This is a genomic window from Streptomyces sp. NPDC079020 (assembly GCF_044542225.1).
GTDB lineage: Bacteria > Actinomycetota > Actinomycetes > Streptomycetales > Streptomycetaceae > Streptomyces.
The window spans coordinates 337,268-359,266 of record NZ_JBITUB010000002.1 but is presented as its reverse complement, the minus strand read 5'-3'; the positions used below and the strand labels follow the sequence as shown (position 1 = coordinate 359,266).

The window sequence follows — 21,999 nt, the reverse complement described above, 5'->3', positions numbered from 1 at the left end:
GCCGCGATGAACTCCGCCTCCCGCAGGGCAGCCGGCGCTGAGCACGGCGTGCTCACCGCACTGGTCGCCCGGCTCCGGGAGGCCGAATTCAGCACCACCGCCGAAGAGGTGGCCGACGCGCTGTGGCTCGCCCGCTGGGTCGGGCCCGCCACCTGGCCGGACGGGCCGCCGGCCCCGGCCGCGGCGGGGCCGGGGCCCGGCGACCCGGCGACCGGGCACATCGCGGCGCCGGATCCGGTGGCACCGCTCGTCCGCGGCCCCGCGGCACCCGCCGAGGGGTTCGCCGCGCTGCGCGCCCCGGCCGCGGACGGCGAGGGAGCCGACGGCACCGGCACCCGGCAGGGGGGCTCCCCCGTACGGGTCCCCACCGCGCCCACCCTGCCCGACCCGCTCGCCCTCCAGCGCGCGCTGCGCCCCCTGCAGCGGTTCCGGCCGCCCGCCCGCCCGGCGGGCGGACTCCTCGACGAGAAGGCCACGGCACAGCGCGCGGCGGAGACCGGCCTGACCGTGCCGGTGCTGCGCCCCGCGCGCCGCCGGGTGGCCCGCGCCCAGCTGCTCATGGACGTCTCCTCCTCGACCATGGTGTGGGAGCAGACCCTCGACGAGCTGCGGGAGGTCCTCGAACGCGCCGGTGCCTTCCGCGAGGTGCGCGTCCACTATCTGCACGAGGACCCGGACGGTGCCCCGGGCGCCGCCACCACGGCCATCGCCGGCCCGGCCGCGCTGCGGCCCCCGGCCCAGTTGACCGACCCCACCGGACGGCAGATCACGCTGCTGTTCAGCGACTGCGCCGGACCGATGTGGCGCAACGGCGCCATGCACCGGCTGCTCCACCGCTGGGCGGCCGCCATGCCGGTCGCCGTCGTCCAGCCGCTGCCGCAGCGGATGTGGCGCAACACCCATCTGCCCGCCCGGCCGGGAATGCTGCGCAGACCCGAAGGCCCCGCGGGGCGGCTGGAGTTCCTGTCACCGGGCGAGGCGCCCCACCGCGCGGTGGCCGTTCCGGTGCTGGCGCCCCACCACCTGCCCCTGGAGACCTGGGCCCGGCTGCTGTCCGGGACCGGCGAGCTGACGCTGCGGGCGGCGGCCGCCTGGGTCGGTCCGGACCCGCGCCCCGCCCCCGCCCCGGCCCGCCGGGCCACCGACGTACCGGCCCGGGAACGGGTCCGGGCGTTCCGCCGCCATGCCTCGCCCGCCGCGGTCCGGCTCGCCCAGTGGCTGACCACCACCCCGCTCGAACTGCCGGTGATGCAGCACCTCCAGCGGGCCATGCTGCCGGACAGCGGTCCCGACGTGCTCGCGGAAGTACTGCTCGGGGGGCTGCTCACCCGTCTCGACGGGGGACCCGGCAGCCCCGCCTACGCGTTCCGCGACGGTGTCTGGGCCGAGCTGTACCAACGGCTGGCGCCCGGCGACCCGGATCTGGCGCTCAAACACCTCTCCCGCTACATCGAGGGGCGCTGGGGGCGCACGGCCCGTAACTTCCCCGCGATGGCGGTGGCCTACCTGGAAGGCAGTGTGGAGCCGCCCCGGCCACCGGGCACTTCCCTGGACGACCCGCTGCTGCGGGAGTTCGCCGTGATCTCCACCCGGGTGCTGCGCCGCTCCCTGCCCCGGCCCGTCACCGCCGCGACGGAGCACACCGACTCGCCCGGCGAGGCGGCGGCGGAGGCACGGGCCCGGCTGGAACGGTTCCGGCAGCAGGGCACCGCCCGGGATCTGGACGCCGGAATCGCGCTGTTCGGCTCGGCGTCCGAGGCCGAGCGCCGCCGCCCGGAACAGGCCGAGCTGTACGCGTCCCTGGCCTCGGCCCTCGTCGAGCGGTGGGAGGCGCGCCGGCTCGGCGAAGACCTCAAGGGCGCCCTGCGGGCCGCGGAGCAGGCCGTGCCCACCGTGTCCCGGGCCTACCGGACCATGGGCGACGTGCTGGTGAGGATGGCCGAGGAGGTGGCGGCGGCCGGGCCGGACACGGACGCGGTGCCCGGCCGGTACCGGGAGCGTGCCGCCGCACCGGGGGAGAGCGCGGACGCGGACTCCGTACGCTTCCTGCTGCTGGACGACGCACAGCGGGCGCTGGCGGAGGCGGTGGCCGGGGGCGGCGTGGTCGCCAGGACGGCCGCGATCGTCCGCGCCCGGGTGCTCCAGGAGCTGGCCGGTGACTTCGCGGAGCAGGCCCTGCGGCTGCACAGCCCGCCGCCCGAAGATCCCCAGGAGTGGTATTCGGCCATGATGCTCCGGTCGATCGGCGTACTGGACACGCTGGTCGAGGCGGACCCCGTACCGCCCTCGTCGCTGTATCTGCGCGGCCGGTCCTACACCATGCTCGCCCGCCGGCTGGCGGGGACGACGGACGGCGGCCCGGCCGGCGCCCCGGAGCGGGTACGGGACGCCGCCCGGCGCGCCCGCGCCGATCTGACCGAGTCCCTGGCCCGGATGGCGCACCTGCTCACGGGCGACCGGGACGGCGAGGAGCCGCGCCGCGACGCCTCCGCGCACTGGCAGCCCGACCCCGCCGACCTCGTCGACGGCTGGGCCGCGCTGGCACAGGCCCATGAGCTGGCCTGGACCGGCCTCGACACGGAGACGGGCCTGGTGCACGCCCTGCGGGCGCTCACCGAGGCGCGGGCCGCCGCCGAGAACCTGCCCGCCGGCTCCCGGCGCGAACTGCTGGTCCTGCGCTGCCTGGAGGCGAAGGCGTCCATCGAGAGCCGGCGCTTCCACGAGGGCATGGACTCCCCGGAAGAGGCGCTCGACCGGGCCGTCGAGGCCTGGGCGGAGGTCTGGTCCCGGACACCGGCCGACAGCCCCTGGGAGCCCGGGAACCTCCAGATATACGGCCTCACCCTGCTGCGCCGGGCACAGCAGAACGCGTCCGAGGAGGATCTGCGCGAGGCGGTCCGGCTGCTGCGCCAGTCCGTGGCGGGGACCTCGGAGAGCAGCCCGGATCTCGCCGCGCGGAGAATGAACCTGGGCCTGGCGCTGCTGTTCCGCTTCCGGCTCGTGGGAGCCCTGGTCGACCTGTACGAGGCCGACTGGATATTGGGAGCGGCGGCCCGCGGGGCCGTCTCGGGCGATGTCGCGGCCTCCGCCCACGCCGTCCGCGGCCAGGTGGCCCTGGAGCTCGGCCGGGCGGTCGGGGCCGAAGTGCGGTTCACCGAGGCCGCGGCGTACTTCAAGCAGGCCGCGGACCGCGCGCTCGCCGCCGGGTCGCCCGTCATGGCCGCCGCCCATCTGATGGACCGGGCCGGCACGCTGGAGCGGATCGCCGGTCCCGACCGGGCGCTCACCGAGTACCGCCGCGCGCTCGCCGTCCTCACCGAGCACGGCGGGGAGCAGGGCCGGGTCGCGGACCGGATCAGGGAGAACGTACAGCGCCTCGAATCGGGTGACGCATGACGGTGCCGCCCGACGACAGCAGCACGCCCCTGCCCTCCTTCGGGTCCCTGGCCGCCCTCGTGGACCGCGGCGGCGCGACCGGGCACCCGGTGCTGGACGCGGTCCTGGCGGGGCTGCGCGACCGGTCCGCCGAGTCCGGACCGTGCGTGGCGTACTACGAGGACGCCCCGTGACGGCGGACACCACGGCGGGCACCGTTCCGCACTGGCCGCACCGGGCGCTGGACGCCTCGGACCTGACCCCGGTCCCGCTGCGGCAGTTCGTGCTCAAGGTGCACAGCCGGTGCAACCTCGCCTGCGACTACTGCTACATCTACCGCAGCCCCGACACCAGCTGGCGCGGGCGCCCGGCCCGGGTGGCGGAGGAGACCATGGCCCGCACCGCGGACCGCATCGGCGAGCACGCCGCCGCCCACGGCCTGGACCGCATCCGGGTCGAACTGCACGGCGGCGAACCCCTGCTGGCGGGCCCCGGGCCGCTGCTCGCCTACACCCGCGCGGTACGCCGGGCCGTGCCAGCCGACTGTGAGGTCCTGCCCACGGTGCAGACCAACGGCACGCTGCTGACCGGCGCCACCCTCGACCGGCTCGGCGACGAGGGCATCCGGGTGGGCCTCAGCCTCGACGGCGGGAACGCCCGGCTCAACGCCCGGCGACCGGGCCACGACGGCCGGCCCTCCTGGCCCGCCGCGTCCCGCGCCGCCGCCCTGCTCGCCCGGCGCGGCGCGCAGTACGCGGGCATCCTCAGCACGATCGACCTCGCCGGTGACCCGCGGGAGGTGTACACCTCGCTGCTCGCGCTGGACCCGCCCGGAATGGACTTCCTGCTGCCGCACGCCAACTGGGGCACGCCCCCGGCGGGGAAGCCTCCCGCCCGCCCCGGACGGCACCGGCCGCACCCGGCACCGTACGGGCAGTGGCTCGCCGAGGTCTTCGACCTGTGGTGGCAGGCGGACGGACTGCGGACGAGGATCCGGCTGTTCACGGAGATACTGGCCCTGCTGCTGGGCAGCCGGAGCACCGCCGAGGCGGTCGGACTCTCCCCGATGGCCGCGATCGTGGTCGACACGGACGGCGCGATCGAGCAGGTCGACTCGCTCAAGAGCGCCTACGCGGGCGCCCCCGAGACCGGCCTGGACGTCTTCGCCAACTCCTTCGACGAGGCGCTGCGCCACCCCGGAGTCGCGGCACGGCAGCTGGGTGAACAGGGGCTCGCGCCGGAGTGCCGCGGCTGCCCGGTGCTCCGGGTGTGCGGCGGCGGCAACTACGCGCACCGGTACGCCCCGAACAGCGGCTTTCTGCACCCCAGCGTCTACTGCGCCGACCTCGAACACCTCATACGGCACATCGCCCGGCGCCTGTGTGACGCGGGAGACAATGGTCACTGTTCGCCAACCTGCCCTCACTGAGCGGAATCTGACGCACAATCGAAGAGCTTGCGCACAAAGTTGCACACTTGCGTCGAGGGAGTACCGGGATGACGGAGGATTCCGACCACGTCACGGTCGTGTTCGCGGGACAGAGTGAGTCCTGGGCCAAATGGGTGGAGGAGGAGTGCGAGACGGCGGGCATCGCCACGAACCTCGTCCGCTGGGACCCGCTGCGCAAGCCGCCGGAGGGCCGGGCCCTCACCGACCTGCTCGCCGCGCCCGGCCGGGTCCTGCTCGTGCTGGACGACTGGTATCTGCGCTTCGACGCGGGCCGCTACCGGGCCTGGGCCGATGTGCTCCGGCAGGTGCTCCCCGCCCACCGGGCACAGATCGCGGCCATCTCCGTCACCCCGCACAGCCTGCCCGAGGCGGCACGTGAGCTGGACCCCGTCGGCCTCTACGGGGTGGGGCGCGAGGAGGCCAAGCAGCGTCTGCTGGCCGCCTGCGGGCTCGTCCTGGACCAGCACTCCGGGGTCGACCTCGACCGGGGACTCCGCTTCCCGGACGAGCCGCCGCCCGTGTCCAACGTGGAGCGCCGCAACCGCCGCTTCACCGGCCGCCGGCAGGTCCTGGACCGGGTGCACCGGCTGCTGCACGACCGTACGGCGCCGGCCGCACAGGCCGCCCCCGCACCGGTGGCGGTGCACGGGGCGGGCGGCATGGGCAAGACCGAGCTGGCGCGGGAGTACGCGCACCGCTACGCCGGCGAGTACGACGCCATCTGGTGGATCAGGGCCCACACCCCGCTCATGGCGCGCGAGGACTTCGCCGCACTCGCCAAGGAGCTGCGCACGGGGGACGGCGACGAACTGCGCGGGCTCATCGCCGCCGCCCAGCGCCGCCTCGCCGCGTCGCGGCAGCGCTGGCTCATCGTGTTCGACGGGGCGGACAGCCCGGAGGAGCTGGCCGAACTGCTGCCCAAGGGCCCCGGCCACGTACTGATCACCACCCGCGATACCTCCTGGTCCTCCCACGGAGCGGAGCTCGTCGAACTGCCCCGCTTCGAACGGGAGGAGAGCATCGCCTTCGCCTGCCGCCGGGCGCCGCGGATCACCGAGGAGGACGCCGACCGGCTGGCCGACGTGGTCGAGGACCTGCCGATCCTCATCGACCAGATGGCCGCCTGGCTGGAGGCGTATCCCCTCACCGACGTCGCGCGCTATGTCCAGGACATCCGCGAGGGCGACCCCAACGTCCTGGACGTCATGCCGTCCGGCGGCGAGGCGCAGCGGTTCCAGGCCGTGTGGTCCACCACGCTGAACACCCTCGGCGAGGACGCGCCGCACGCCCATGAACTCCTCAAGCTGCTGGCCCACTTCTCCGCCGACACCGTGCCGGTCAGGCTGCTGCGGTCGGCCAGGGCCTCCGACCTGCCCGTCCATCTGGCGCGCCTGGTCAGCGAACCCAGCAACTGGAACTCGGCTCTGCGAAGGCTCTCCGAGACCACGTCCATGCGGCTGGAGTACGAGACGGGCCCGCAGGACGACATCCTCACCGTGGGCACCCTGCGCATGCACCGGCTCTTCCACCGCTTCGTCCGCAGCACCCTGTCGGCCCGCGACCGCAAGCAGGCGTCCGAGACCGCCTGCCGGGTCCTGGTCGCCGCCGACCCCCGGGACCCGACGTCCCCCCGCCACTGGCAGCGCTACGCCGATCTGATCCCCCATCTGGAACCCTCGGGCGCACTGAAGTCCGCCGACGAGGACGTACGGAGCCTCGTCCTCAACTGCGTCGAGTACCTCCGGATGCGGGGCGAGTACGGCGACGGATGGACGATCACCAGGAAGGCACTCGACCACTGGCGGGCCGCGTCGGGCCCCACCGACCGCACGGTCCTGGTCGCCACCCACCAGTACGCCAACATGCTGCGCCGGCTGGGACGCTACGCCGATGCCGAGAGCGTCGGACGCGACATCCTCGAACGGCTCTCCGCGGACCCGGACGTGCAGGACATCGAGCTGCTGCGGGCCATGAACGGCCTCGGCGGCACGCTGACGGCCCTCGGCCGGTACGACGAGGCGCGCTCCCTCTACGAGGACGCCACGGCCCGCGCGGTGCGCAAGCTCGGCGACAGCACCGTGCCCCGCACCCTTGCCATCCGCAGCAACCTCGCCCAGGCCATCGCCCTTCAGGGGCGGTACGAGGAGTCCCTGGACCAGCACCGGGCGATCCTGGAGGCGCGCGTCGGGCTGCTCGGCCCCCGCAACGCCCTCACCCTGCTGTCCGCCCTGTACACCGCCTGGACCCTGCGCCTGCTGGGCCGCTACCGCGAGGCGCTGGTGATCCAGGAGCGCAACACCTGGCTGCACGGCCAGGTGCTCGACCGGGAGCACTCCCAGACCCTCCAGGCCCAGCACAACCTCGCCCTGTGCCGGCGCAGGGAGGGCGATCTGCAGTACGCCCACGCGATGATGCGCCGGGTCCGCGACAAGGTGACCGGCCGCCGGGGCGGCCACCACCCCGAGACGCTGCTGATCTCCACCGACTACGCCATGCTGCTGCGGGAGATGGGCCGGTTCGACGAGGCGCTGGAGACCGCCGAGTCGACCGCCCGGCTGTACGCCACCCAGCTCGGTGAGGACCACCCCTACGCCATCGGCAGCCGGGCCAACCGCGGCATCGTCCTGCGCGATCTGGGCTACCACAGCTCCGCCCTGGCGATCGGCGAGGAGACGACGGAGAGCATGGCACGCGTGCTCGGCGACGATCACCCCTGGAGCATCGGCTGCGCCCTGAACGCCACCGCCGCACGGACGGCGACGGGCGACCCGCAGGGGGCGGTGGACCTCGGCCGCGCCGCGCTGGGGCGGGCCCGCGTGGGCGTCGGGCTCGGGCACGCCCTCACGGTCGGCCTGGAGGTGGGGCTGGCCCTCGACCTGCGGGCGGCGGGCCGGACGAAGGAGGCCGGACAGCTGGCCGACGAGACACTGGGCCGGCTCGGTGCCTCCCTCGGGCGGACGCACCGCAAGGTGCGCGCCACGGCCGCGGGGGAGCGCCCGTACTGGGACTTCGAGCCCCAGCCGATCTGATCCCACCCCGGCACAACGGGCTCCGGCCCCCGCCGATGTGTGTCGGCGGGGACCGGAGCCCGTGACGGTGGTGCCGCTGATCAGGCCTCGAAGACCTCGGCGACCAGCTGTGCCTGCTCGGCCTGGTGGCGCTTGGCCGAGCCGACCGCCGGGGACGAGCCGTGCGGCCGCGAGATGCGGCGCAGGCGCTCACCGTGCGGGATGTCGGCGCCGACGGCCAGGTCCAGGTGGTCGATCAGGTTGAGCGCGATGAACGGCCACGCACCCTGGTTCGCCGGCTCCTCCTGGGCCCAGAGGTACTTCTCGGCGTTCGGGTACTTGGCGATCTCGGCCTGGAGCTCCGCACCCGGCAGCGGGTACAGGCGCTCCAGCCGGATGATGGCCGTCTCCGTGTCGCCGCGCTTCTCCCGCTCGGCGTCCAGGTCGTAGTACAGCTTGCCCGCGCAGAAGACGACCTTGCGGACGTCCTCGGGCTTGACCGACGCGTCGCCGATCACCGGACGGAAACCGCCGGTGGTGAACTCCTCGATCTTCGACGCCGCGGCCTTCAGACGCAGCATCGACTTCGGGGTGAAGACGATCAGCGGCTTGTGGTGCGGGTTGTGCACCTGCCAGCGCAGCAGGTGGAAGTAGTTCGACGGCAGGGTCGGCATCGCGACCGTCATGTTGTCCTGCGCGCACATCTGGAGGAAGCGCTCCGGGCGGGCGGACGAGTGGTCCGGGCCCTGGCCCTCGTAGCCGTGCGGCAGCAGCAGCGTGACGCCGGAGGTCTGGCCCCACTTCTGCTCGGCCGAGGAGATGAACTCGTCCACGACGGTCTGCGCGCCGTTGACGAAGTCACCGAACTGGGCCTCCCAGACGACCAGCGACTCGGGACGGGCCAGCGAGTAGCCGTACTCGAAGCCCATCGCCGCGTACTCGGAGAGCAGCGAGTCGTAGACGTTGTACCGGGCCTGGTCGTCGGTGAGGTACAGCAGCGGGGTGTAGTCCTCGCCCGTCACCTGGTCGACCAGCACCGCGTGGCGCTGGCCGAACGTGCCGCGGCGGGTGTCCTGGCCGGCGAGCCGGACCGGGGTGCCCTCCATCAGCAGCGAACCGATGGCCAGCGTCTCGCCCATGCCCCAGTCGATCGTGCCGTTCTCCACCGAGGCCGCGCGGCGCTGCATCTGCGGCATCAGGCGGGGGTGGACGGTGATCGAGTCGGGGATGTTGACCTGCGACTCGGCGATCCGCTTGACGACCTCGGTGGAGACGGCCGTCTCCACGGTCACCGGGAACGCGGCCTGCGGCTCCGGGACATGCGGGGCGGCCGGCTGCGAGGTGGCCTCGCGGACCTCCGCGAACACCTTCTCCAGCTGGCCCTGGAAGTCCTGGAGCGCCTGCTCCGCCTCTTCCAGCGTGATGTCGCCGCGACCGATGAGGGACTCGGTGTACAGCTTGCGCACCGAGCGCTTCTTGTCGACCAGGGTGTACATCTGCGGGTTGGTGAACTCCGGGTTGTCGGTCTCGTTGTGACCGCGGCGCCGGTAGCAGATGAGGTCGATCACGACGTCCTTGTTGAACGCCTGCCGGAACTCGAAGGCGAGCCGCGCGACGCGGACCACGGCCTCCGGGTCGTCGCCGTTGACGTGGATGATCGGCGCCTCGATCATGCGCGCCACGTCGGTGGCGTACATCGAGGAGCGCGAGGACTCCGGGGCGGCGGTGAAGCCGACCTGGTTGTTGATCACCACGTGCACGGTGCCGCCGGTGCGGTAGCCGCGCAGCTGCGACATGTTGAGCGTCTCGGCGACGACGCCCTGGCCCGCGAAGGCCGCGTCGCCGTGGAGCGCGACGGGCAGGACGGTGAAGTCCGTGCCGCCCTTGTTGATGATGTCCTGCTTGGCGCGGGCGATGCCCTCCAGGACCGGGTCGACCGCCTCCAGGTGGGAGGGGTTGGCGGCCAGCGAGACCTTGATCTGCTCGCCGTCCAGACCGGTGAAGGTGCCCTCGGCGCCCAGGTGGTACTTGACGTCGCCGGAGCCGTGCATGGAGCGCGGGTCGAGGTTGCCCTCGAACTCGCGGAAGATCTGCGCGTACGACTTGCCGACGATGTTCGCCAGCACGTTCAGCCGGCCGCGGTGGGCCATGCCGATGACGACCTCGTCGAGGCGGGCCTCGGCGGCGGAGTCGATGACCGCGTCGAGCAGCGGGATGACGGACTCGCCGCCCTCCAGCGAGAACCGCTTCTGGCCGACGTACTTGGTCTGCAGGAACGTCTCGAACGCCTCGGCGGCGTTCAGCCGGCGCAGGATGCGCAGCTGCTCCTCGCGCTCGGGCTGCTGGGCGCGCGGGCGCTCCACCCGGTCCTGGAGCCACTTGCGCTGCTTCGGGTCCTGGATGTGCATGAACTCGATGCCGGTGGTGCGGCAGTACGACTCGCGCAGCACCCCGAGGATGTCGCGGAGCTTCATCATCGACTTGCCGGCGAAGCCGCCGACCGCGAAGTCCCGCTCCAGGTCCCACAGGGTGAGGCCGTGCTCGGTGATGTCGAGGTCGGGGTGCTTGCGCTGGCGGTACTCCAGCGGGTCGGTGTCGGCCATGACGTGGCCGCGGACCCGGTAGGAGTGGATCAGCTCGAAGACGCGGGCGGCCTTGGTGACGTCGCTGTCGTGCGAGGCGTCGATGTCCGTGAGCCAGCGGACCGGCTCGTAGGGGATGCGCAGCGCCTTGAAGATCTCGTCGTAGAACTCGTTCTGGCCGAGCAGCAGCTGGCTCAGGACGCGCAGGAACTCGCCGGAGGCGGCGCCCTGGATGACCCGGTGGTCGTACGTCGAGGTCAGCGTCATGACCTTCGAGATACCGAGCTTGTTGAGGGTGTCCTGCGAGGTGCCCTGGAACTCCGCCGGGTAGTCCATCGCGCCGACGCCCATGATGAGGCCCTGACCGGGCATCAGGCGGGGCACCGAGTGGACGGTGCCGATGCCGCCGGGGTTGGTCAGCGAGGCGGTGACCCCGGTGAAGTCGTCCATGCCGAGCTTGCCGATGCGGGCACGCCGGACGATGTCCTCGTACGCCTGCCAGAACTCGAAGAAGTTGAGCGTCTCGGCCTTCTTGATGGCCGCGACGACGAGCTGGCGGTCACCGTTGGGCTTCACCAGGTCGATGGCCAGGCCGAGGTTGATGTGCTCCGGCTTGACCAGGGTCGGCTTGCCGTCCTTGACCGCGAAGGAGTGGTTCATCGACGGCATGGCCTTGAGGGCCTGCACCATCGCGTACCCGATGAGGTGCGTGAAGGAGATCTTCCCGCCGCGGGCGCGCTTGAGGTGGTTGTTGATGACGATGCGGTTGTCGAAGAGCAGCTTCACCGGGACGGCGCGGACGGACGTGGCCGTCGGCAGCTCCAGCGAGGCGTTCATGTTCTTCGCGACGGCGGCGGAGGGGCCGCGCAGCGTCACGTACTCCGGACCCTCCGGGGCCTCGGTCGCCTCGGCGGCGTTGACCGGGGCCGCGGCGGGCTTCGCGGGGGCGGCCTTCGCCGGGGCCGCCGGAGCGGCGGGGGCGGGGGCGGCCTTCGCGGGCGCCGGAGCGGCGGCGGGCTGGGCGGGGGCGGCGGGCGCGGCGGCCGGAGCCGGTGCCGGTGCCGCGGGCTGGGCCGGGGGGGTGGCGACCGGGGCCGGGGTCACCGCGGCCGCGACGTCGGGAAGGGGCTTGTCCGCCGTGCCGGAGGTACCCGGCTTGTAGTCGGCGAAGAAGTCCCACCAGGCACGGTCGACCGAGCTGGGGTCCTGGAGGTACTGCTGATAGATCTCGTCGACGAGCCACTCATTGGGGCCGAAGGCCACGGCCGGGTTCCCACCCGGGCTGGCTTGGTCGGTCGAGATGCTTGAGTTACTGGGGGACTGAGACGACACGGCGGCAACCGCCCTCTTCCGCTTCACAAGGTGATGGACAGCGGAAATCAAGGCTACGCCTCCTTGGCCATTCCTTGCAGACCGGGCCGGTCTTCGTCGTGCAAGTCACATCGGAAGGCGGGTTTCGGCACAGGAAATGGCGGGAAACAACCTGGGTTCCGCCGCACTTCGGGTACGCAGAGCCGTGGGTACGGCCACCCGACCGTATCCCCTTTATGGAGGACACGGAGAACATGCCCTTCCGGTTCGAACCCTATGTCAACCGCGCGGCTGGGACATTCCCGGAAGAGTGACCTGGATACGGCAGCCGCGTGATGATTCGGCCACCCCGATCCGGCCCCCGTGCAGATCCACCGCCCAGCGGGCGATGGCCAGCCCCAGTCCCGTACCGCCGTCGCTGCCCGGCCCGTGCGGGGACGGCGCCTGCCCCCGGTTGAACCGCTCGAAGACCCGGTGGCGCTCGGCCTCCGGGATGCCCGGACCCTCGTCCATGACCTCCAGCTCCAGCGACTCGGGATGCGCCCCGCGGCGCGCCAGCACCGTGACCCGGCCGTGCGGCGGGCTGTGCTTGACCGCGTTGTCGATCAGGTTGGCGACCACCTGGTGCAGCCGTTCCGCGTCCGCGTGCGCCGTCAGCTCGGGCGGCGACACATCCAGATGCAGATGGACGTCCGTACGGGAGTGGTTGCCGGAACCGGAGGAGAGCCGGCGCTGCGAGGTGGCCAGATTGGCCTCCTTCAGCACACCCGACAGATACGGCCACACCTCGAAGCGGCGGGCCTTGAGCGCCACCACCCCGTTGTCCAGCCGGGAGAGGTCGAGCAGGGTCTCCACCAGCCTGCCGAGCCGCTCCGTCTGCTTCAGGGCCGTGCGCATCGTCTCGGGATCGGCCGGCGACACCCCGTCCACGACGTTCTCCAGCACGGCTCTCAGCGCCGCGATGGGGGTGCGCAGCTCGTGGGAGACATTGGCGACCAGCTCCTTGCGATGCCGGTCCTCCGCCTCCAGGTCGTCCGCCATCCGGTTGATCGTCTGGGCCAGGTCGCCCAGCTCGTCCCGCCGCCCGGCGCCGCTGACCCGGCCGGTGTAGTCGCCGTGCGAGATCGACCGGGCCACGGCTCTCATCTCGTCCAGCGGCGCCGTCAGACCGTGCGCCACGAACTGGGTGATCAGCAGCGTGGCGATCACCGAGAACACCGTGATGAACCGGAACTCGGTCCTGGTGCGCAGGGCGACGATCAGGAGCCCCGTCGTGATGAACACCGACACCACGACGAGCGTGCCGAGCTTGGCCTTGATCGAGAAGGGCCGTAGTCCCGCCCCTGGCCGGGTCATGGCGCGGGGGTCTCCAGGGCGTAGCCGACGCCGTGCACGGTACGGATCCGCTCGGCGCCGATCTTCCGGCGCAGCGCCTTGATGTGACTGTCGACCGTACGGGTGCCCGAGGCGTCCGCCCAGTCCCAGACCTCCGCCAGCAGCTGCTCACGGGAGAGCACCGCACGCGGGGTGTTGGCCAGGCAGACCAGCAGATCGAACTCCGTCGGCGTCAGGTGCACGTCCTCGGCGCGCACCCGGACCCGGCGCTGCGCGTGGTCGATCTCCAGCTCGCCCAGGCGCAGGATTCCGCTGCGCGGGGTGACCGCGGCCAGCGCCGCACGCTCCACCCGGCGCAGCAGGACGTGCACCCGGGCCGCCAGCTCGCGCATGGAGAACGGCTTGGTCATGTAGTCGTCGGCGCCGACGCCGAGGCCGACCAGCATGTCGGTCTCGTCGTCGCGGGCCGTCAGCATCAGCACCGGCACGGGGCGCTGGGCCTGCACCCGGCGGCAGACCTCCAGCCCGTCGAAGCCGGGAAGCATGATGTCGAGCACCATCAGATCGGGCTGCCAGGCCTCGGCCGCGTCCACGGCCGCGGGCCCGTCCAGTGCGGTCTGCACCAGGAAGCCCTCGGCCCGCAGCCGGGCGGAAATGGCGTCGACGATCGTGGGGTCGTCCTCGACCACCAGCACCCGGCGCTGAGCCCCTGGGGTGGCCGCGACGCCGTTGTGGGTGGTGTGTGTCTGTTCCATCGCCCCGCCCCTGCCCGTTTCTCACGGGGGTCATACCCCCGCAAGGCACGGTCTTCGCTCGTGGATTTCGTGGGTGATCCCTTGCTACCGCTCAGCAGCGTAAAGGCAGCGGACGGCTCCCGGCTACGCAGGGTGTTGTCACGCATCGACGAGTTGGGCCCCGCGGTGAGGCGGATCGTCGGCCTTGTACCGGATGCCCCGGGGCGCGACGGGCCCCCGCATGCCGGACAGGGGTTCAGTCCGTCCGGAGTGCGAGATGGACCACGTCCGGTACACCTCGGGCAACGGCTACCTCTTCCGTCCTTACCGCACTGAACCCGGCATTCCGCAAAGCCTGTTCGAAGGCGTGCGACGGCTGCGCGGACCACACGGCGAGCACTCCGCCCGGGGTCAGACGCGCGTGGCAGTCCGCCAGACCGGCGGGGGAGTAGAGGTTCCCGTTGTCGTCCGTGACGGTCCAGTCGGGTCCGTTGTCGATGTCCAGGCACAGAGCGTCGTAACGCTCCGTGGTCGTCCGCAGGTGTGCGACCAGGTCCGTGTGCAGGATCTCGGTCCGTGCGTCGGCCAGCGCCTCGCCGGAGATCCGGTCCAGCGGCCCCTCCCGGTGCCAGTCGACGATCGCCTGTTCCCGCTCGACGACGACGATCCGCCCCCAGCGCTCCTCGGCGGCGGCCCGCGCCAGCGAGAACCCGACCCCGAGTCCGCCGATGAGGACGGCGGGGCCGGGCCGGCCGGCGGGGAGCGCGGCGAGCGCCGCGTCGATCAGCAGCCGCTCGGACCGCCCGTCCGAGGTGTCCATCAGGAAACAGCCGTTGGCGATGATCTCGAAGTCCTCCCCGCGCTCGCGCAGGACGACCTCGCCGAAAGGTCCTTCGCGTCGGTCGAGCGTGACGGGGCTGGTGCTGGCGGACATGACGTGGCTCTCCGGTCTCCGGTGGCGGTGGACGATGTCCCGCCATCCTGTCCCGGCGGACCCGGCCGGGGCCAACGCTTTGGCACATCCGCCCCGGTGGGGGCCGGTTCACCGTCTTTCCGGACGCTGCCCGCGCAGTACGAGGAGACCTCCCCCCACGATGTACGCCGACAGTGCCACCGCCCACGCGGCGGTCTGCGGCCCCGGCTGCATCGGCCAGGCCCAGAGGGCCGCGGCCCCGCCCGGGGCCCGGGGCGCGGCCAGGTAGACCGCGCTGCCGTAGACCGTCATCGGCAGCCAGCTGGGCCGCGCCCCCAGCAGGGCCGCCGAGGCCGCGACCACCCCGGTCGCGCCCAGCACGTTGCGTACCATCGCCGGGGCGCCGAACTCCTCCGGATGCCCCGGTACGGCCAGGGCGAGCACCCCGGCGGCGAGGGCGGTCAGGGCCAGCAGATGGGCCAGCCGGAGCGGCCACCACCGGCGTACGGCGGTGCGGTCCAGCTCGTCACTGTGCGAGTACAGGCTGGTGCCGATGGCGGACGAGGCGAGCAGCGGGGCGAGCGCCACCACCGGTGCCCGCGCGCTGTGGTCGAAGTACGGCCGGTCCTCCAGCCAGTCGGCGGCCCACGCGGCGAGAAGGGCGAGGCAGACCAGTGCCGCGACGGTGGCCGGGAAGGCGCGGGAGCGGAGGTGGAGGGCGGGCAGCGCCTTCGGGTGCGTACGGAGCCGGCGCGGCACCGGACCGGCCGGGGTGGCAGGGATCCCGGGAGGCGGTACAGGAGGAGTCGCGGGAGCGCTCACAGGACCGGGACCTGCTTCGGGTCGCAGCTGCCTGCCGAGGCCAGATAGCGGCCGAGCCAGACCCTGCGGTCGGCGTCCGCCATGGCGGTGAGCCGGGCCGGATGCGGGGAGCCGGTGAAGCGCTCGTCCCGGGCCGCCAGCCAGCTCGCCACCGCGTCATCGGTCTCCAGGAGTCGCAGACGTTCCGCCGGGCCTCCGTACTCCGCGTCCGAGCACTCGCGGTGGGTCAGCTGGTACGCGACCTGCGAGACGTAGTCCGCGGGGTCGGGCAACTCGTCGCGGATCACGCCCCAGCCGCGGGTCAGACCCGGCAGGACTGCCTCGCCGCTTCCGGGCCGGGCCTCGCCGTCCACGTAGCGGACCGGGGCACCGGGGACGCCGTCCAGCCGGGACAGCATCCCGGCCAGCGCCCCGGACACCTCGGGCAGCAGCGGGCCCTCCAGGCCGGCCACGCAGATCTGCGGGACGGTGTCGCCGCAGACCGGGCGGGCCGCCGCCGGGTCCGCCCGGAACATCCCCTCACCGGTGCTCACGATCAGCGGAGCGGCACAGAGGGCCGCCGCGAGCGGCACCAGAGCGAGGACCCGGCGCCGGGCCGCGTAGCCGAGCACCAGCGCGAGCGTCAGACCGCCCGTCCAGACGGCCATGACGGGAGCGAACCACCACACGGGTACGGAGTCACGGAGCCAGTACTGCGTGGCGGGGCTCAGGAACCGGGCCTCGGACGACAGATAGCCCGGGGCTCCCAGGCCCACGTACAGGAGTCCGGCGAGAACCGGAGCGGTCAGCCGCCACCGGCACACGCGTCCCACCACGAGGCCCACGAACGCCAGGCACACCAGCACGCTGAGGTCGCCGACGGCGAGCGCCGGGGAGGGGCCGCCCGCCCCGGCGTACGGCCAGGTCGCCGCCAGCACCCCGGCGAGCGCCACGAGATACCCGACCGCCGCCCACAACGCGACGGGAAGAGCCGCCATCACCAGCCGCGTGAGGCGGGCGCGGGGCACGGACAGCCACAGTCCTCCGGTCCGCCGCCGGTGCTCACGGCCGCCCTGCCAGCAGCCCGCAGCCGCGGTGAGCGGCCCGGCGACCAGGGTGGCCGAGACATGCAGCAGGTCCTGGGTGTCGTTCCAGGACCCCTGCCACTCGGCGGACTTGGCGACCATCGTGGTGAGAATGGTCGCGGCGACGGCGGGGCCGGTCCACGGGGCGGAGCCGCGCCGCAGCTCGGTGCGGAGCACGGTCATGGCGGGGCGGGGGTACGGCCGCCCCGCGGCGGCGGTCCCGGCAGGCTCCGGCGGGCCGGGGGCCTTCGTCCGGAGCTCGCGGGGCCCGTGTTCCCCGGGTGTCAGGCTCATCGGGCCGCCACCGCCTCACGGTGCGCGCGCAGGGCGGCGGTGTAGCCGCGCTCGATGGGGTTGGCGCCGAGCCCGTCCGGCTCGCCGCCCAGCTCCATGAGCTCGGCGGTCGTGCCCCGGTAGGCGATCGCGCCGGCCTCGATCAGCGTCACCTCGGAACAGGCCACGGCGACGTCCTCGACCAGGTGCGTGGACACGATCACGGTGGATGTCCTTCCCAGCTCCCGCAGCAGCGCCCGGAACTCGACCCGCTGCTCCGGGTCGAGCCCGGCGGTCGGCTCGTCGAGCAGCAGCAGCGCGGGTTCGTTCACGATGGCCTGGGCGACCCCGACGCGCCGGACCATGCCGCCCGACAGCGTCTTCACCTTCGCGTCGATCCGGTCCGCGAGACCCACGCGCTCCACGGCGTGTTCCACGGCGGAGGCCACCCGCGCCCCGTCCATCTCCTTGAGCCAGGCCACGTAGGAGATGAACTCGCGGACCGTGAATCCGGGGTAGTGGCCGAAGTCCTGCGGCAGATAGCCGAGCCTGCGCCGGACCGCCGCGCGGGCCCGGTGGTCCGACGCGGCGCCGACCTCGCTGCCGAGCAGTTCCACGCGCCCGGCCGCCGGTGCCGCCACGGTCGCCAGCACCCGGATCAGCGAGGTCTTCCCCGCGCCGTTCGGGCCGAGCAGGCCGTGCACACCCGGCGCGAAGTCCAGGTCGACCGCGTCCAGTGCGGTTTTTCTGCGGTGCCGGACGGTCAGTCCGGTGACCTTTGCGCTCACAACGTCTCCAGATGGTCGAAGGATCTACGGCGTACGGCGAGGAGCGCCGCACACATCAGGGCCGCCGCCGCCCAGCAGCCCTGGACACCCGGCCCGGCGAAGTACGGGCCGGCCCCGGCGACCAGCGCGTCCGCCCCGGCTCCCGACGCGGAACCGACGGACGGCAGCACGACCGCGGCGGCCCAGCCCACGGCGACGGCCGAGGCGCCCGCACGGCAGCCGACGTACGAGCCGAGGGCGAGCGCCGCGAGGGTCAGCGCCAGCCCCGGCAGCAGCCACGCCGCGGCACCGGGTCCGCCAGCCGACGCGGGCAGCAGCGCCCCGGCGCAGGTCAGCGCCGGAATGCTCAGCCCGAGCACGGCGGCGGTCCTGGTGAGCAGCAGCCACAGCCCGCCGGACGGGGTCGACGCGGCGATCTCGTGCAGGGGGTCGGCATGCCGCCCGTACGAGACGACGACCCCGGCGAGCGGCAGGACCGGCGCGGTCACGAGCAGCAGGGGGCGCGCGGCCGGTCCCAGCCCCGCCCCGTACGCCAGGACGACCGCCCCCACGGCCACCAGCACCAGCGCGAGCGGCCACGGGCCGCGCAGGGCGGGCCCGGCGGCCCAGAGGACCCGGGCGAGGCGAGTGGCGGCGGGCCTTCGGGCCACCCCGGTTCCGGGTCCGGTTCCGGGCTCGGCGGCCACATCCGTTCCGGGCCTGACAACCACCCGCGATCCGGGTTCGGTGAGCAGTCCCGCTCCGGATTCCGCCCGGACCGTTCCCGCCCGTGCCTCGGCCAGTACCGTCGCCAGTACGGCCGCCCGGACGTCCGCCAGCACGGCTCCCGCCGCGGGCCCCGGCGTCTCCGCTGCCCCTGCCGCCGCCCCCGCCGTCCCCGTTGTCGCCCCTCCGGCCCGGACCGCCGCGGACACGCGGGCCGCGCAGGCTCCGCAGGCCTCGACGTGCATCTCCAGTGACCAGGCGTCCGGCTCCGCCGCGGTGCCGTCCGCGTACCGCGCCGCCAGATCCCGGCCCACGTGCCAGGCCTCGCCCGCGGCCGTCCCGGGTGTCATTCCGAGCCTCATGCCGTTCCTCCCAGCGGTTCGCCGTCCGGTGTCAGCCGTTCCAGGGCGGCGCGCAGTTCGCGTCGCGCCCGCATCGCGCGGGTCTTGACCGTGCCTTCCGGGACGCCGAGCAGCTGCGCCGCCTCCCGGGTCGTCATGCCGTCGATGACCGTCGCGCGCAGCACCTCCCGCAGCTCGGGCGAGATCCGGCCGAGCGCGGTGCCCACGTCCCCGTACTCCAGACCGGCCAGCACCCGGTCCTCCGCGGAGGGTGCGGCGGCGTCCCGGCCCGTGCCGACGGGCGGCTCCGGCCGGGCCCCGGCCCGCCGGGCGTCGACCAGCCGACGGGCGGCGATCACCCACAGCCAGCCGCCGACCCGCGCTCCCCGGTGCGTACCGGCGGAGCGCCAGACCGTCACGAAGGTGTCCTGGAGGACCTCCCTCACGGTCTCGGCGTCCGCGCACCGGCGGCTGAGCCGGGCGTGCAGCCAGCCCGCGTGCCGGTCGTAGAGCGTGCCCAGGGCCGCCGTGTCCCCCCTGGCGACCGCGCGCAGCAGCTCGGTGTCGTCGGTGTCGTCGTTCACGTAGTCCCGGTGGTCCGGGTCCTCCCCCGCAGGGCGCAACAGCCTCACACCTCCCCTATCGGAGGCCGGACCGTATCCGGTTCACGGAAGGCGGGAGCGGCTGCCGGTGTTGCACCCGGTACGGAGGCGCGGAGCGGGGGGCGCGGCGGCCGGGCCGGTGGGTGATCGCTCAGGGCGAACACGGGGCGGGGAACAATCAGACGCTCAGGAGCATTGAGTCGACATAGCTCAACTTGCCTGCCGAAGGGGAGATCATGACTACGGAGTCCAAGGCGTTCACAACGATCGACCTGCCCGTGCTGCCGCTCGACGACGAAGTCGTACTGCCCGGAATGGTGGTGCCGCTGGATCTGTCGGACACGGAGGTACGGGCCGCCGTCGAGGCCGCGCAGGCCGCCGCGCGTGCCGGTGACGGCAAGCCCGAGGTGCTGCTGGTGCCACGGATCGACGGGACGTACACGGGGACAGGTGTCCTCGGTACTGTCGAGCAGGTCGGACGCCTCTCGGACGGTGACCCGGGCGCGCTCATCCGGGCCCGCGACCGGGTGCGGATCGGCGCCGGGACCAGTGGGCCCGGCGGGGCGCTGTGGGTGGAGGGGACCAGGATCGACGTGGTCGTCCCCGACCCGCTGCCCGGTGCCGCCGCGGAGCTGGTCAAGGAGTACAAGGCGCTCGCCACCAGCTGGCTGAAGAAGCGCGGCGCCTGGCAGGTCGTGGACCGGGTCCAGCAGATCGAGGACATCTCCGCGCTGGCCGACAACTCCGGCTACTCACCCTTCCTGACCACCGCCCAGAAGGTGCGGCTGCTGGAGACCGCGGACGCGGTCGCCCGGCTGAAGCTCGCCATCCAGTGGCTCGGCGAACACCTCGCCGAACAGGACGTCGCCGAGTCGATCGCCAAGGACGTCCAGGAGGGCGTCGACAAGCAGCAGCGCGAGTTCCTGCTGAGGCGCCAGCTCGACGCCGTGCGCAAGGAGCTCTCCGAGCTCAACGGCGACCCGGAGGACGAGTCCGACGACTACCGGGCCCGTGTCGAGGCCGCCGATCTTCCCGGGCATGTCCGTGAGGCCGCGCTCAAGGAGGTCGAGAAGCTGGAGCGCTCCTCCGACCAGAGCCCGGAGGGTTCCTGGATCAGGACGTGGCTGGACACCGTTCTCGAACTGCCCTGGACCGAGCGCACCGAGGACGCCTACGACATCCGCGGCGCGCGGGAGATCCTGGACGCCGAGCACGCCGGTCTGGCGGACGTGAAGGAACGGATCACGGAGTACCTCGCCGTGCGCAAGCGGCGTGCCGACCGCGGCCTCGGGGTCGTCGGGGGGCGGCGCGGCGGTGCGGTGCTGGCGCTCGTCGGCCCGCCCGGGGTCGGCAAGACCTCGCTCGGCGAGTCCGTCGCGCACGCGATGGGCCGCAAGTTCGTCCGGGTCGCGCTCGGCGGTGTCCGGGACGAGGCGGAGATCAGGGGCCACCGGCGTACGTACGTGGGCGCGCTCCCCGGACGTATCGTGCGGGCCGTCAAGGAGGCCGGTTCGATGAATCCGGTCGTCCTGCTCGACGAGATCGACAAGGTCGGCTCCGACTTCCGGGGCGACCCGGCCGCAGCTCTGCTCGAAGTCCTGGACCCGGCCCAGAACCACACGTTCCGTGACCACTACCTGGAGGTCGAACTCGACCTCAGCGATGTGGTGTTCCTGGCGACGGCCAATGTGCTGGAGGCCATCCCGGAGGCACTGCTGGACCGTATGGAGCTGGTCCGGCTCGACGGCTACACCGAGGACGAGAAGGTCGTCATCGCCCGCGACCACCTGCTCCCGCGCCAGCTGGAGCGGGCCGGTCTGGAGAAGGACGAGGTCGGCCTCGACGAGTCCGCGCTGCGCAGGCTGGCGGGGGAGTACACCCGGGAGGCGGGCGTACGGAACCTGGAGCGGGCCATCGCCCGGCTGCTCCGCAAGGTGGCGGCCCAGCACGAACTGGGCGACCGGGAGCTGCCGTTCACGGTGTCCGAGGAGGATCTGCGCGGTCTGATCGGACGGCCGCACCACGTTCCCGAGTCCGCCCAGGACCCGGCCGAGCGCCGTACGGCGGTGCCGGGCGTGGCCACCGGACTCGCGGTCACCGGAGCCGGCGGGGACGTGCTGTTCGTGGAGGCGTCGCTGGCCGACCCGGAGACCGGGGCGTCCGGACTGACCCTCACCGGCCAGCTCGGCGACGTGATGAAGGAGTCGGCGCAGATCGCGCTGAGCTTCCTGCGGTCGCACGGCGCGGAGCTGGAACTGCCGGTCGCGGACCTCAAGGACCGCGGCGCGCACATCCACTTCCCGGCGGGCGCCGTCCCCAAGGACGGGCCCAGCGCCGGCATCACCATGACGACGGCGCTGGCCTCCCTGCTCTCGGGGCGGCTGGTCCGTACGGATGTGGCGATGACCGGCGAGGTGTCGCTGACCGGCCGGGTGCTGCCGATCGGCGGACTGAAGCAGAAGCTGCTGGCGGCCCACCGCGCGGGGATCACCACCGTGGTGATCCCCAAGCGGAACGAGGCCGACCTGGACGACGTCCCGGCCGAGGTCCTCGACACGCTGGACGTCCACCCGGTCACCGATGTCCGCCAGGTGCTGGAGATCGCCCTCGTCCCGGCCTCGGCCGGGGTGCGGGAGAGGATCCCGGCCGCGGCCTGACTGCCACGGCGTGACGGGCGTGGCACCAGGTGCGCGGCC

Annotated in this window: 14 protein-coding genes; 5 read left to right on the top strand and 9 right to left on the bottom strand. The window is 73.2% G+C overall.

All coding sequences use genetic code 11. The features are described from left to right. Positions 1–6: 6 nt before the first annotated feature. The 4 genes from ACIGJO_RS05465 to fxsT all read left to right on the top strand — a co-directional run bounded on the left by ACIGJO_RS05465 (position 7) and on the right by fxsT (position 7,854). Positions 7–3,396, top strand: coding sequence for an SAV_2336 N-terminal domain-related protein (locus ACIGJO_RS05465; protein WP_399952455.1), 3,390 nt, complete (start codon positions 7–9; stop codon positions 3,394–3,396). Next, on the top strand, positions 3,393–3,569 hold the full coding sequence (locus ACIGJO_RS05460) for a YxD-tail cyclophane-containing RiPP peptide (RefSeq protein ID WP_399952452.1): 177 nt from the start codon (positions 3,393–3,395) through the stop codon (positions 3,567–3,569). Before ACIGJO_RS05465 ends, ACIGJO_RS05460 begins: the two co-directional genes overlap by 4 nt. Beyond that, positions 3,566–4,804, top strand: a complete 1,239-nt coding sequence (locus ACIGJO_RS05455) for an FxsB family cyclophane-forming radical SAM/SPASM peptide maturase (protein WP_399952449.1) — start codon at positions 3,566–3,568, stop codon at positions 4,802–4,804. The genes ACIGJO_RS05460 and ACIGJO_RS05455 overlap by 4 nt, the downstream gene beginning before the upstream one ends. Positions 4,805–4,872: 68 nt before the next feature. After that, positions 4,873–7,854, top strand: a complete 2,982-nt coding sequence (fxsT, locus tag ACIGJO_RS05450; RefSeq protein WP_399952446.1) for an FxSxx-COOH system tetratricopeptide repeat protein — start codon at positions 4,873–4,875, stop codon at positions 7,852–7,854. An 80-nt stretch (positions 7,855–7,934) separates the two neighbouring features. Here the strand turns inward: fxsT and ACIGJO_RS05445 are convergent, their stop codons facing one another. The 9 genes from ACIGJO_RS05445 to ACIGJO_RS05405 form a co-directional block, all read right to left on the bottom strand. After that, positions 7,935–11,747 (bottom strand): multifunctional oxoglutarate decarboxylase/oxoglutarate dehydrogenase thiamine pyrophosphate-binding subunit/dihydrolipoyllysine-residue succinyltransferase subunit, encoded by a 3,813-nt coding sequence (locus ACIGJO_RS05445; RefSeq protein ID WP_399952443.1) that lies wholly within the window; start codon positions 11,745–11,747, stop codon positions 7,935–7,937. A 258-nt stretch (positions 11,748–12,005) separates the two neighbouring features. After that, positions 12,006–13,082: an ATP-binding protein gene (locus tag ACIGJO_RS05440; protein ID WP_399952440.1), complete on the bottom strand. Its 1,077-nt coding sequence runs from the start codon at positions 13,080–13,082 to the stop codon at positions 12,006–12,008. Further along, positions 13,079–13,816, bottom strand: coding sequence for a response regulator transcription factor (locus tag ACIGJO_RS05435; RefSeq protein ID WP_028438790.1), 738 nt, complete (start codon positions 13,814–13,816; stop codon positions 13,079–13,081). The genes ACIGJO_RS05440 and ACIGJO_RS05435 overlap by 4 nt, the downstream gene beginning before the upstream one ends. Before the next feature lie 235 nt (positions 13,817–14,051). Beyond that, complete coding sequence (locus ACIGJO_RS05430) at positions 14,052–14,729, bottom strand: spermidine synthase (RefSeq protein ID WP_266923793.1); 678 nt, start codon at positions 14,727–14,729, stop codon at positions 14,052–14,054. A gap of 108 nt (positions 14,730–14,837) precedes the next feature. Next, on the bottom strand, positions 14,838–15,467 hold the full coding sequence (locus tag ACIGJO_RS05425; protein WP_399952435.1) for a hypothetical protein: 630 nt from the start codon (positions 15,465–15,467) through the stop codon (positions 14,838–14,840). A 59-nt stretch (positions 15,468–15,526) separates the two neighbouring features. Further along, the gene (locus ACIGJO_RS05420; RefSeq protein WP_399952432.1) at positions 15,527–16,777 is read right to left on the bottom strand and encodes a hypothetical protein; all 1,251 of its coding nucleotides are present in this window, start codon (positions 16,775–16,777) and stop codon (positions 15,527–15,529) included. A gap of 107 nt (positions 16,778–16,884) precedes the next feature. Then, positions 16,885–17,655, bottom strand: a complete 771-nt coding sequence (locus tag ACIGJO_RS05415) for an ATP-binding cassette domain-containing protein (protein WP_399952430.1) — start codon at positions 17,653–17,655, stop codon at positions 16,885–16,887. Continuing rightward, positions 17,652–18,722, bottom strand: coding sequence for a zf-HC2 domain-containing protein (locus ACIGJO_RS05410; RefSeq protein WP_399952427.1), 1,071 nt, complete (start codon positions 18,720–18,722; stop codon positions 17,652–17,654). Before ACIGJO_RS05410 ends, ACIGJO_RS05415 begins: the two co-directional genes overlap by 4 nt. Next, positions 18,719–19,333 carry an RNA polymerase sigma factor gene (locus ACIGJO_RS05405; protein ID WP_399952424.1) on the bottom strand — a complete coding sequence of 205 codons (615 nt, stop codon included), beginning with the start codon at positions 19,331–19,333 and terminating at the stop codon, positions 18,719–18,721. The genes ACIGJO_RS05410 and ACIGJO_RS05405 overlap by 4 nt, the downstream gene beginning before the upstream one ends. A gap of 206 nt (positions 19,334–19,539) precedes the next feature. On the opposite strand from ACIGJO_RS05405, the gene lon reads away from it, so the two are divergent. After that, positions 19,540–21,960 carry an endopeptidase La gene (gene lon / locus ACIGJO_RS05400; protein WP_399952421.1) on the top strand — a complete coding sequence of 807 codons (2,421 nt, stop codon included), beginning with the start codon at positions 19,540–19,542 and terminating at the stop codon, positions 21,958–21,960. Positions 21,961–21,999 lie beyond the last annotated feature (39 nt).

What these genes read in the sequence shown, in the direction of transcription:
- ACIGJO_RS05465 (WP_399952455.1), top strand. Translation starts at nt 7, where the DNA reads ATGAACTCCGCCTCCCGCAGGGCAGCCGGCGCTGAGCACGGCGTGCTC.
- ACIGJO_RS05460 (WP_399952452.1), top strand. Translation starts at nt 3,393, where the DNA reads ATGACGGTGCCGCCCGACGACAGCAGCACGCCCCTGCCCTCCTTCGGG.
- fxsT (WP_399952446.1), top strand. Translation starts at nt 4,873, where the DNA reads ATGACGGAGGATTCCGACCACGTCACGGTCGTGTTCGCGGGACAGAGT.
- ACIGJO_RS05440 (WP_399952440.1), bottom strand. Translation starts at nt 13,082, where the DNA reads ATGACCCGGCCAGGGGCGGGACTACGGCCCTTCTCGATCAAGGCCAAG.
- ACIGJO_RS05435 (WP_028438790.1), bottom strand. Translation starts at nt 13,816, where the DNA reads ATGGAACAGACACACACCACCCACAACGGCGTCGCGGCCACCCCAGGG.
- ACIGJO_RS05430 (WP_266923793.1), bottom strand. Translation starts at nt 14,729, where the DNA reads ATGTCCGCCAGCACCAGCCCCGTCACGCTCGACCGACGCGAAGGACCT.
- ACIGJO_RS05420 (WP_399952432.1), bottom strand. Translation starts at nt 16,777, where the DNA reads ATGACCGTGCTCCGCACCGAGCTGCGGCGCGGCTCCGCCCCGTGGACC.
- ACIGJO_RS05410 (WP_399952427.1), bottom strand. Translation starts at nt 18,722, where the DNA reads ATGAGGCTCGGAATGACACCCGGGACGGCCGCGGGCGAGGCCTGGCAC.
- lon (WP_399952421.1), top strand. Translation starts at nt 19,540, where the DNA reads ATGACTACGGAGTCCAAGGCGTTCACAACGATCGACCTGCCCGTGCTG.